Source organism: Mycobacterium sp. NAZ190054, from assembly GCF_001545925.1.
GTDB lineage: Bacteria > Actinomycetota > Actinomycetes > Mycobacteriales > Mycobacteriaceae > Mycobacterium.
Genome location: NZ_LMVQ01000118.1, coordinates 1 through 10536 on the forward strand (window position 1 = coordinate 1; position 10536 = coordinate 10536).

Here is a 10536-nt window from a genome sequence, read left to right on the forward strand (position 1 = left end):
GCACTGCCCGTTGACCTGTGCCGGTGGTCGCGACAGGATCCGCACGGCGGCATCGGCCATGATGTCCGGGCTGCGGGAGGACTTCACCAGGTCGTCTCCGCCGGCCAGGTTGGACACCGCCGAGGTGGCGATGTAGGTCTCCGGCCACAGGCAACTGAAACCTATTCCCGCGTCGGCGTACTCGCTCGCCCAGCCCAGCGACAACAGGGTCATGCCGTACTTGGACAGCGTGTAGGAGGGGTGGGCGCCCAGCCAGTGCGGGTTCATGTTCAGCGGCGGCGCCAAGGTCAGCACATGCGCCCCGCCGGACGACTGCTGCAGGTACGGCAGTGCCGCCTTGGTGAGCAAGAAGGTGCCGCGGACATTGATGTCCATCATCAGATCGAACTTCTTGGCCGACAGTCGGTCGGTCGGTTCGGTGGCGATGGCGCTGGCGTTGTTGACCACGATGTCGACCCCGCCGAAGCGCTCGACCGCGGTGTCGATGGCGCGCGCCACGTCCTCTTCCTTGCGGACGTCGCCGACCACCGCGGCCCCCTTGCCGCCGGCGGCCTCCACCTCGTCCACCGCGGTGTGCACCGTGCCCGGCAGCTTCGGGTGCGGCTCGGCGGTCTTGGCCAGCAGCACCACGTTGGCGCCCTGCCTGGCGGCGCCGAGGGCGATCGCCAGCCCGATTCCGCGACTGCCTCCCGAGACCACGACGGTGCGGTCGGCGAACGCGGTGCCGCCGGCCTCGCCGGTCGCGTTGGACTGTCCAGACAAAGGGGCCTCCTCATCGGCGCCGGGTAGCGTCGTTCTCATTTTAGGCGAATCCGATAATCGCTGTGTGCCCGGGTTTATGGGGGGCTGTCTGTGGTTCCGCACATGCTGCGGCGTGCGGCTTTCCCGTAGGCGGTATTGGCATTCTCATTTTTTGCAAGTACGTTATCCATCGATGAGCGACCAAGTCCACCCTCTGGTAGAGACTCCGTCCGGGATCCCGCTGGAACCCGTGTACGGACCGGGTGATCGTGCGGCCGACCCGCCGCCGCCGGGGCAGTATCCGTTCACCCGCGGCAACTTCGCGTCCGGGTACCGCGGCAAGACCTGGACCTTCCGGCAGTACTCGGGGTTCGGCACGGCCGAGGAATCCAATCGCCGGTACCGCTACCTGCTCGATCAGGGCGGCACCGGGCTCTCGGTGGCACTGGATCTGCCGACGCAGTGCGGCTACGACTCCGACGACGAGGAGTACGGCGAGGAGGTCGGCCGGGTCGGCGTGGCCGTCGATACCCTCGCCGACGCCGAGATCCTTTTCGACCAGATCCCGCTGGACAAGATCAGCACCAGCTTCACGATCAACGGCACCGCGGCGATCCTGCTGGCGTTCTATGTCGCCGCCGCCGAGAAGAAGGGTGTGCCGCGGGAGAAGCTCACCGGCACGATCCAGAACGACATTCTCAAGGAGTACGCGTCGCGCGGTACCTGGATCTGGCCGCCGGAGCCGTCGCTGCGACTGATCGCCGACACGATCGAGTTCTGCGCGGCCGAGGTGCCCAAGTTCAACGCGATCTCGGTGGCCGGCGCGCACTTCCGTGACGCAGGAGCGAACGCGGTGCAGGAGATGGCGTTCACGCTCGCCGACGGCGTCACCTATTGCGACACCGTGGTCGAGCGCGGCCGGATGACCATCGACAAGTTCGCCCCCCAGATCTCGTTCTTCTTCTACACCCACGGTGACTTCTTCGAAGAGATCGCGAAGTACCGTGCGGGACGCAGGCGCTGGGCGACGATCGTGCGGGAACGCTACGGCGCCACCACGGACAAGGCGTCGATGTTCCGGTTCGGGTGTGTTGCCGGTGGGGCGTCGCTGTACGCGCCGCAGGCGCAGAACAACCTGGTCCGCGTGGCCTACGAGGCGATGGCGGCCGTGCTCGGCGGTGTGCAGTCGATGTTCACCGCGGCGTGGGACGAACCGTTCGCGCTGCCGTCGGAGGAATCGGCCACGCTCGCGCTGCGCACGCAGCAGATCCTGGCCTACGAGACGGGCGTGACGAAGGTGGCCGACCCGCTCGGCGGCTCGTACTTCGTGGAGGCCCTCACCGACGCCACCGAGGAGAAGATCATCGAGATCATGGGTGATCTCGAGGAGCACGGCGGCATGGTCCGCTGCATCGAGGACGGTTACCTGCAGGGCCTGATCGCCGACGAGGCGTTCAAGATCCACCAGGAGGTCGAATCGGGTGTGCGGCCCGTGGTCGGGGTGAACAAGTTCGTCGTCGACGAGCCACCGCCGGACCTGGCCACCTATGAGCTCGACGCCGAGGGCCGCGACACGCAGCTGCGGCGGCTCGCGAAGGTCAAGGCCGACCGTGACGGTGTCGCCGTCAAGGAGGCGCTCGCCGCGCTGGCGCGCGCCGCCGAGGGCGACGACAACCTGATGCACAAGCTGATCGACTGCGCCAATGCGTACTGCACGGTGGGAGAGATGGTGTCGACGTTGAAGTCGGTGTGGGGCGAGTTCCAGCAGCCGGTGGTGTTCTAGGTATGGGTGTTCGTGTGCTGGTGGCCAAGCCCGGTCTGGACGGCCACGACAGGGGAGCCAAGATCGTCGCGCGGACGCTGCGTGATGCGGGTTTCGAGGTCATCTACACCGGCATCCGACAGCGCATCGAGGACATCGTCTCGATCGCTCTGCAGGAAGACGTTGCGCTGGTGGGGCTTTCGATTCTGTCCGGGGCGCACGTCGCGCTGACCGCCCGCACGGTGGACGCGCTGCGCGCTGCCGACGCCGGTGACATCGCCGTCGTGGTGGGCGGCACCATCCCGCAGGGCGACGTGCAGAAGCTGCTCGATGCCGGCGCGGCCGCGGTGTTCCCGACCGGGACGTCGCTGGACGACCTGGTGCGCGAGGTGCGGGCGTTGACCGAGATGGTGGAGCAGCCGTGAAACCGGGCGGGCGAAGCTGGGGTGGGCGATGAAGCTGGGCGTGATGATCGGGGCCGAGCGCGGCGACATGGCACGCAAGGTCGCCAAGCTGGTGTCCGACATCGAGTGGGCCGAGTCGGCCGGTCTGGACACCGCGTGGATGCCGCAGGTGCCCAACGACTTCGACTGCCTGACGATGGTGGCGCTGATGGCCGCGCACACCTCGCGTATCGAACTCGGCACCGCCGTGGTGCCGCTGCAGGCGCAGCATCCCGTCGCGCTGGCCCGTCAGGCGCTTTCGGTGCATGCGATGGCGGGGGGCCGGCTGGCACTCGGCGTCGGACCGTCGCACCACTGGATCGTGCGCGACATGCTGGGGATCCCCTACGAGAAACCGGCCGCCTACACGCGCGACTACCTCGAGGTGCTCAACGCGGCGCTGGCCGGGCCGGGTGACGTCGATGTGGAGAACGACACGTTCACCGTGCACAACCCGACGGTGCTCGGCGCCGAACAACCGCTCCCGGTGCTGGTCGCCGCGCTCGGTCCGGTGATGCTGCAGATCGCCGGGGAACGGGCCGACGGTACCGTGCTGTGGATGGCTGACGAGAAGGCGATCGGCGAGCACATCGCGCCGAAGATCAACAAGGCCGCGGCAGAAGCGGGCCGGCTGGCACCGCGCATCGTGGCGGGCATCCCGGTGTGCCTGTGCGCGAACTCCGAGATCGACGCGGCCAAGGAGCGGGCCAATCGGATCCTCGCCGAGGTGGAGACGTCGCCGAACTACCAGAAACTGCTGGACCGCGGCGACGCCCGCAACGTCGGCGACCTCTGCGCGGCCGGTGACGAGGACGCCATCCTGGCGCGTTTCAAGCGGTTCGCCGACGCCGGCGTCACGGATCTGTCGGTGCGGTTGCTGCCGATCGGCGAGACCCGCGACGAGTTGGTCGCGTCGAAGTACCGCACCCGCGAGGTGATCGGCGAACTCGCCAAGGCGGTGCGGTGACGAGCGGCGGTCCGCTGGCCGGTATCCGGATCATCGAGGTCGGTGTGATGTTGGCCGGGCCGTACGCGACCATGATGCTCGCCGACCTGGGCGCCGAGGTGATCAAGATCGAGCCACCGGGCGGGGAGATCTCCCGGCAGGTCAGCGACAGCTATTTCGCGAGCCTGAACCGGAACAAGCAGAGCGTGATGCTGGACCTGAGGTCGGAGCAGGGCCGTCGGCGGCTCGGCGAGCTGGTGGCGGATTCGCATGCGCTGCTGGTCAACATGAAGCCGTCGGCGATCCGTCGGCTGGGCCTGACCTACGACTCGCTCAGGGAGTTCAACGAGCGCATCGTCTGCGTCGCGATGACCGGGTTCGGGTTGGACGGCGGGGACGATCCGGCGTTCGACTACGTGATCCAGGCGGCGACCGGGGTGGCCGCGATGACGGGAGATCCGGACGGGCCGCCGACACTGCCGGGTTACTCGTCTGCGGACAATTCCACCGGCCTGACCGCGGCGCTGGGTCTGCTGGCCCAGATCGTCTCGGGCCGGGGCGGGCAGGTCGACGTGTCGCTGCAGGACGTGATGCTCTCGCAACTGAACTACCGCGCCGCGGCGTTCCTCAACGACGGTGTGGAACCCCAGCGCTACCCCAACGGCGCGCACTCGTATTACGTGCCGGCGCAGCTGTTTCCGACGGCCGACGGTTATCTGGCGTTGTTCATCACCCATGACGCGTTCTGGGCGGCCTTCGCGGCGGAGGCCGGAATCGACGGTTTCGCGACGATGGCCGAACGCGCGGCGCGCCGAGACGAGGTGCTGGACGTGGTCGGGGCGGTGTTGCGCAGCGATTCCGCGGCGAACTGGCAGCGGCGGTTGCAGCCGCTGGGGATCCCGGTCGCCGCGGTGCGCACGCTGCCCGAGGCGTTGGCCGCGACACCGCAGGCACTGGTCACCGCGGGGGAGTTCCGTCTGGTCGGCAGCCCCATCCACATCGCCGGGTACGAGCCGGAGTACCGGCCCGCGCCGCGGTTGGACGAACACAGCGGCGCGCCGGCTCACTCGTCGTAGTTGACCGTCACATCCGCGGTGTCGGGGATCGCCTGGCAGGTCAGCACGTATCCCTCGGCGACCTCGTCCTCGGTCAGTGCGTCGTTGACCCGCATGGTCGCGGTGCCTTCGGTGAGCAGCGCCATGCAGGTTCCGCAGTTGCCGGCCTCGCAGGAGAACGGCGGTCCCATCCCGGCGCGGCGCGCGCTCTCCAGCAGCGTCTCGTCGGGCCGGTGCGCCACCGACGCGGTGCTGCCGTCCAATTTGATGGTGATGGTGCCTGCGTCTGTCACTGCGGACCCGGCGCCCGGTGTCTGCGGGTCGGTCATATAACCCTCTCTCGACATTGTCATTCTGATAATAGGAGAATAGTATTCTCCTAGACAAACGGTAGTCCTCTCGCGACCATCATCCACGACTCCGGGAAGGGGCGCGCGCGACGTGAGTGAGCCCTGGGCGCTCGCCTTCGAGGACCGGCAGTACACGCTCGCCGATCTCGACGCGCTGGCCGCAGGCATGGCCGGCGAGCTGCAGCGGGGCGGTGTGGCCGCCGGGTCCCGGGTCGCGCTGATGTCGTCGAACCGCCCGGAGTTCGTCGTCGCGCTGCGTGCGATCTGGCGCCTGGGGGCGGCGGCGGTGCTGCTGAGTCCGGCGTGGAAGCGGACCGAGGTCGACCATGCGCTGTCGTTGACCGAACCGACGCACGCCGTCGGTGACCACCCGGTGCTCGCCGGCGCGATGCCGATGCTGTCGCTCGACGAGCAGATCGCCGCGGCGGACCACGAGACGGCTGAACCCGACCCCGCATCCGATGCGGTGCTGGTCTTCAGTTCCGGCACCACCGGTATGCCCAAGGCGGTCCGCCACACCCGCGCCTCGCTGGCGGTCGCGGTGCGACACTGGCGAGCCGCTCTCGGCCTGACGTCGGCGGACCGCATGCAGGTGATGACGCCGCCGTCGCACATCCTGGGGTTGCTGAACATCGTGATGGCCCTCGACACCGGTGCGTGGATCCGGTTGCACCGCCGCTTCGACATCGATGCGATGTTGCGCCACATCGAGTCCGACCGCATCACCGTCGAGATGGCGGTCGCGCCCATCGCGTTGGCGCTCTCGGCGCATCCGGACCTGGAATCGTACGACCTGTCGTCGCTGCGCTACATCATGTGGTGTGCCACCCCGGTGACCACCAGCGTCGCCGAGGCCGTCACACGGCGCACCGGTGTCTCGTGGGTGACGGCCTACGGTGCCAGCGAGCTGCCGGTGATCTCCTGCAACGATCTGCAGCAGGCACGGCTGGGCACCGTCGGGCGGGCGGTCGACGGGGTGGGGATCCGGATCGTCTCCCTCGAATCAGGGGACGTCCTCGGACCCGGCGCGGAGGGCGAGATCCAGGTGCGGTCCGACTCGGCGATGGCCGGCTACCTTCCGGATCACTGGACGCGACAGGCGTTTTCGGATGGCTGGTACCGCACCGGCGACGTCGGGAGCCTCGATTCCGACGGCTGGTTGCGGATCACCGACCGCGCCAAGGAGATGATCAAGGTGCGCGGTTTTCAGGTGGCGCCGGCCGAGGTCGAGGCTGTTCTGCACGGCCATCCCGACGTCGACGACTGCGCGGTGTTCGGTGTCCCGGCCGACGACGGCGAGGCGATCGTCGCTGCTGTCACCGTGCACCGGCCGGTGGACACCGGCGAGCTCGCCGCGTTGGTCGGTGAGCGGCTGGCCTCCTACAAACGACCGAGCCGTGTGGTGGTGGTCGACGAAATCCCGCGCCTGCCTTCGGGCAAGGCGCTCCGGCGAGTTCTACGGGAGCGTGCGATGAGCGCTTGCGCGAAGAGCGGAGAAATCTGATGAGCGCTTGCGCGAAGAGCGGAGGAATCTGATGGACGTCCGCCTGACCAGTGAGCAGCAACAGCTGCGTGATGCCGCCGCGGAGGTGGCAGGCGAGCTCGGGCCGGGCTCGGTCGCCGACCTCGACGACCCGGGACGGCTGGCGCGGCTGGAGAAGGCCGTCGACGCGACCGGGTTCCGCACCTTGCGCTGCGACGGCGCGTCGGCGGTCGAGGTCGCGATCGTGGCCGAGGAGTTCGGCCGCGGTCTGGTCGATGTGCCCTACCTCGGGCCGGTGCTGGCCGACGACCTGCAGCGCAGGCTCGGGCGGGAGGTGCCGCTGCCCGACGCCGCGCCAAGGACCGTAGACCTGACGAAAAGTTTTGCTGGGGTTGTGGAGTCGCCGACCGAGCTCACCGAACTGTCTGACGACGACGCGGGCCGCTGGTATGCGCTCGCGCTCGCGGCGACGGCGGCCGACATCCTCGGTGCGGCGCGGGGCACTCACGCGCTGGCCACCGAGTACGCCAAGGTACGCGAGCAGTACGGCGCGACGATCGGTTCCTACCAGGCCGTCGCGCATCTGCTGGCCGAGAGCCTGGCGCTGATCGAGGGTTCGATCAGCGTGGCGCGGCACGCCGCGTGGGCTGTCGACGAGTTGCCCGTGCGCGAGGCGGTCGAGGCTGCCCGGGTGGCCAAGATCTACTGTGCGCGTGCGGCGATGACGGTGTGCGAGACGTCGATCCAGGTGCACGGCGGTATCGGCAACACGTGGGAGTGTTTGGCGCACGTCTATCTGCGCCGTGTCCTGGCCGCCACCGAGGTGTGGCCGGCGAAGCTGGAGGAGTTGACCATTGGACTTTCGTGATTCCCCCGACGAGGCCGCGTTCCGTGAGCGCCTGAGCACCTGGCTCGCCGAGCAGAAGGGCAAGTTCCCGACCTCCGGGGACGCGTACTGGGCCAAGGCCGGCGAGTGGCATCAGGCACTGTTCCAGGCGGGTTTCTTCGGCACGTCCTGGCCCAAGGCGTATGGCGGGCAGGACCTTCCGCCGGTCTACGACGTGATCGTCGACGAGGAGATCGCGAAGGCCGGGGCGCCGGCGCGGCCGAGCCTCGGCTATCTCGTCGTCGGCCTGAGCCACCACGGCAGCGAGGAGCTGCGGCAGCGCTTCCTGCCCGGCATGATCAACGGCACCGAGCGGTGGTGCCAGGGGTTCTCCGAGCCCGGTGCCGGATCCGACCTCGCGTCGCTGACGACCACCGCCGTCCGGGACGCTGACGACCCCGACACCTACGTCATCCACGGGCACAAGATCTGGACCAGCTACTCCGACGTCGCCGACTGGTGCCTGGTGCTCGCCCGCACCGACAAGGACGTGCCGAAACATCGGGGCATCTCGGCGTTCATCGTCGACATGCACCAGCCGGGGATCGAGCAGCGGCCGCTGAAAATGATCAGCGGCGTCACCAGGGAGTTCGGCCAGGTGAGCTTCGACGGTGCGCGGGTACCGGCCGAGAACATGGTCGGCGCGCCGGGGGAGGGCTGGAAGCTGGCGATGACGGTCGTCAGCCATGAGCGTGAACCGTCCACCCTCGGGTTCTCCGCACGCTACGGAAAGACCGTGCGCCAGATGGCCGCCGGCCTGGACGGGGCGCCCAACGAGGAACTGCTGTGGGCATGGGTGCAGACCGAGATGCTGCGGTTGCACGTGCGCAGACGGCTGTCCGAGCAGCTCGACGGCATCACCCACGGCCCGCAGGGATCACTGGACAAGCTGTTGATGACGTGGGTCGAGCAGTGTGTCGGGCATGCCGCGCTGGCGACCGTGGGCACCTCCGACGAGGAGCTCTTCGGTGCCTACATGTACAGCCGGGCGCAGAGCGTCATGGGCGGTACCTCGCAGATCCAGAAGAACATCATCGCGCAACGCATCCTCGGACTGGGGGTGCGATGAGCGCTTGCGTAGCGACGAGCCCTCGGGCGAGGAGCCATCGATGAAGAGCAGAGGACACTGAAATGTACGGCATGCCAGAGGAAATCGACGTTCGCGCCGACGGTGCGCTGCGCATCATCACGCTGAACCGGCCCGACGACCTCAACGCGGTCAACGACAACCTGCACGTCGGGCTGGCCAAGATCTGGGAGGAGCTCAACGAGGATGCCGGCGCCCGGGCGGCCGTCATCACCGGTGCGGGCCGGGCCTTCTCGGCCGGCGGCGACTTCAACTACCTCGACGAACTGCGCAACGACGAAGCCCTGCGCCAGAAGACGATCAAGCACGGCCGGGACCTGGTGATCGGCATGGTGCGCTGCCGCATCCCGGTGGTGGCCGCGGTGAACGGACCTGCCGTGGGCCTGGGCTGCAGCCTGGCCGCGCTGTCCGATGTCGTCTACATCGCCGAGAACGCGTTCTTCGCCGACCCGCACGTGTCGATCGGCCTGGTCGCCGCCGATGGTGGTCCGCTCGTGTGGGGTTCGCAGATCAGTCTGCTGCAGGCCAAGGAATTCGCGCTCACCGGGGTGCGGATCAAGGCGCAGCGCGCGGTCGAGCTCGGCCTGGCCAATCATGTCGTCGAGGACCCTGTCGGTGAGGCGATCGCGTGCGCGAAGAAGCTGATCGAGCTGCCGCAGCAGGCGGTCGAGGCGACCAAGCGCCTGATGAACATCCAGTTGGAGAAGTCGGTGATGGCGTCGCTGGACTACGCCAACCTGGCGGAGTATGTGTCGTTCGGCACGACGGATTTCAACAAGATCGTCGACGGCCTGATCGCCAAGAAATAGCGTCGGTACCACACCAAACCTCACCCACCTTCTGTGGCGAGCGTGCGCGTCTGCGGTGAAACACGCGGTGCCCGAGGCGATTCTGCGCACGCTCGCCGGAGAGAGGGCGCACGCCCACGGGGTGGTGCGCGCGGATATGGTTGGCCGAGTGTGCGGATTGTGCAGCTCGACCGTGCGCAAACTTCGCGAATCGCACGGTGTGTCGCCTGCGGACACGCACGGTCGCGGTCAGAAGGTGAGTTCCTCGGAGCGCTGGATGGTGCCGGTGATGCCCGAAGCATCCTGTGCGGCCAGCAGAACGGCAGCATCGGCCATGGCTTCGGGCGGTTCGACCATCTCCGGCGGGATCTGCATACCGGCGCCGCCGGCCTGCCAGCCCTCGGTGAGCACCACCCGCGACGGGGTCAGGCAGTTCACCGCGATGTTGTCCGGCTTCAGGTCCGTCGCCAGCCCGAGATAGAGCCGCTCGACTGCGGCCTTGGACACCCAGTAGGCGTTCGCACCGTGATCGGTCATCGTGACGCCGGTGGTCGTCACCGCGATGAGCGACCCTCCGCCGCGGGCCCGGACGTGCGGGATGACCGCCTTGGTCACGAGGAAGACTCCGGTGGTGTTGACGTCGAGGCACAGCTGCCACCGTTTCAGCGGCGTGGTCTCGACGGGCCCCAGCCACAGCACCCCGGCGTTGGCGACGAGGATGTCGATGCCGCCGAACTCGGCCACCGTCGCGGTGACCGCGGCGTTGACGGACTCCTCGTCGGTGACGTCACACACGACCGGCAGCGCGCGACCGCCGGCTTCGGAGATACGTTCTGCCACAGAGCCGATCGTGCCGGGCAGCTTGCCCTCCTGCAGGTTCTGGTCCTGGGTGTAGGCGTGGACCGTCGTCATCAGGCCCTTGACGATGCCGAACTCGTCGTTGAGGACCTTGGCCAGCGGGCCGAGGCAGTTCGTGGTGCACGAGGCGTTGGAGA

General features: G+C 68.2%; 11 protein-coding genes and 1 pseudogene. 8 read left to right on the top strand and 4 right to left on the bottom strand.

Annotated elements, in window-relative coordinates; genetic code table 11:
• A partial coding sequence (locus ASJ79_RS10395) for an NAD(P)-dependent oxidoreductase (protein WP_067954818.1) occupies nucleotides 1-762 on the bottom strand: 762 nt, incomplete at its 3' end.
• A gap of 172 nt (nucleotides 763-934) precedes the next feature.
• On the opposite strand from ASJ79_RS10395, the gene ASJ79_RS10400 reads away from it, so the two are divergent.
• The 4 genes from ASJ79_RS10400 to ASJ79_RS10415 are packed head-to-tail and all read left to right on the top strand — an operon-like array spanning nucleotide 935 to nucleotide 4968.
• On the top strand, nucleotides 935-2524 hold the full coding sequence (locus ASJ79_RS10400) for a methylmalonyl-CoA mutase family protein (RefSeq protein WP_067954819.1): 1590 nt from the start codon (nucleotides 935-937) through the stop codon (nucleotides 2522-2524).
• Nucleotides 2525-2526: 2 nt separating this feature from the next.
• The gene (locus tag ASJ79_RS10405; RefSeq protein WP_067954821.1) at nucleotides 2527-2928 is read left to right on the top strand and encodes a cobalamin B12-binding domain-containing protein; all 402 of its coding nucleotides are present in this window, start codon (nucleotides 2527-2529) and stop codon (nucleotides 2926-2928) included.
• Nucleotides 2929-2956: 28 nt separating this feature from the next.
• The gene (locus ASJ79_RS10410) at nucleotides 2957-3913 is read left to right on the top strand and encodes an LLM class F420-dependent oxidoreductase (protein WP_067954823.1); all 957 of its coding nucleotides are present in this window, start codon (nucleotides 2957-2959) and stop codon (nucleotides 3911-3913) included.
• The gene (locus ASJ79_RS10415; protein WP_067954825.1) at nucleotides 3910-4968 is read left to right on the top strand and encodes a CaiB/BaiF CoA-transferase family protein; all 1059 of its coding nucleotides are present in this window, start codon (nucleotides 3910-3912) and stop codon (nucleotides 4966-4968) included. The genes ASJ79_RS10410 and ASJ79_RS10415 overlap by 4 nt, the downstream gene beginning before the upstream one ends.
• Here ASJ79_RS10415 and ASJ79_RS10420 read toward each other — a convergent pair.
• Nucleotides 4956-5276: a 2Fe-2S iron-sulfur cluster-binding protein gene (locus tag ASJ79_RS10420; RefSeq protein ID WP_067954827.1), complete on the bottom strand. Its 321-nt coding sequence runs from the start codon at nucleotides 5274-5276 to the stop codon at nucleotides 4956-4958. The two genes, ASJ79_RS10415 and ASJ79_RS10420, sit on opposite strands and share 13 nt — an antisense overlap.
• Before the next feature lie 112 nt (nucleotides 5277-5388).
• Here ASJ79_RS10420 and ASJ79_RS10425 point away from each other — a divergent pair, with 112 nt between their 5' ends.
• From ASJ79_RS10425 to ASJ79_RS10440, 4 genes are all read left to right on the top strand, one after another.
• Nucleotides 5389-6801 carry a class I adenylate-forming enzyme family protein gene (locus ASJ79_RS10425; protein ID WP_067954829.1) on the top strand — a complete coding sequence of 471 codons (1413 nt, stop codon included), beginning with the start codon at nucleotides 5389-5391 and terminating at the stop codon, nucleotides 6799-6801.
• 31 nt (nucleotides 6802-6832) lie between these two features.
• Nucleotides 6833-7648: an acyl-CoA dehydrogenase family protein gene (locus ASJ79_RS10430; RefSeq protein WP_067954831.1), complete on the top strand. Its 816-nt coding sequence runs from the start codon at nucleotides 6833-6835 to the stop codon at nucleotides 7646-7648.
• Nucleotides 7635-8735 (top strand): acyl-CoA dehydrogenase family protein, encoded by a 1101-nt coding sequence (locus tag ASJ79_RS10435; protein WP_067954832.1) that lies wholly within the window; start codon nucleotides 7635-7637, stop codon nucleotides 8733-8735. The genes ASJ79_RS10430 and ASJ79_RS10435 overlap by 14 nt, the downstream gene beginning before the upstream one ends.
• Nucleotides 8736-8797: 62 nt before the next feature.
• Nucleotides 8798-9562: an enoyl-CoA hydratase/isomerase family protein gene (locus ASJ79_RS10440; protein ID WP_067954835.1), complete on the top strand. Its 765-nt coding sequence runs from the start codon at nucleotides 8798-8800 to the stop codon at nucleotides 9560-9562.
• Nucleotides 9563-9790: 228 nt separating this feature from the next.
• Here the strand turns inward: ASJ79_RS10440 and ASJ79_RS10445 are convergent, their stop codons facing one another.
• Both ASJ79_RS10445 and ASJ79_RS33120 read right to left on the bottom strand, forming a co-directional pair.
• Nucleotides 9791-10381, bottom strand: coding sequence for an SDR family NAD(P)-dependent oxidoreductase (locus ASJ79_RS10445; RefSeq protein WP_231750810.1), 591 nt, complete (start codon nucleotides 10379-10381; stop codon nucleotides 9791-9793).
• A 24-nt stretch (nucleotides 10382-10405) separates the two neighbouring features.
• A pseudogene (locus ASJ79_RS33120) lies at nucleotides 10406-10536 on the bottom strand (type I glyceraldehyde-3-phosphate dehydrogenase); the annotation flags it as partial.

What these genes read in the sequence shown, in the direction of transcription:
- ASJ79_RS10400 (WP_067954819.1), top strand. Translation starts at nt 935, where the DNA reads ATGAGCGACCAAGTCCACCCTCTGGTAGAGACTCCGTCCGGGATCCCG.
- ASJ79_RS10405 (WP_067954821.1), top strand. Translation starts at nt 2,527, where the DNA reads ATGGGTGTTCGTGTGCTGGTGGCCAAGCCCGGTCTGGACGGCCACGAC.
- ASJ79_RS10410 (WP_067954823.1), top strand. Translation starts at nt 2,957, where the DNA reads ATGAAGCTGGGCGTGATGATCGGGGCCGAGCGCGGCGACATGGCACGC.
- ASJ79_RS10420 (WP_067954827.1), bottom strand. Translation starts at nt 5,276, where the DNA reads ATGACCGACCCGCAGACACCGGGCGCCGGGTCCGCAGTGACAGACGCA.
- ASJ79_RS10430 (WP_067954831.1), top strand. Translation starts at nt 6,833, where the DNA reads ATGGACGTCCGCCTGACCAGTGAGCAGCAACAGCTGCGTGATGCCGCC.
- ASJ79_RS10440 (WP_067954835.1), top strand. Translation starts at nt 8,798, where the DNA reads ATGTACGGCATGCCAGAGGAAATCGACGTTCGCGCCGACGGTGCGCTG.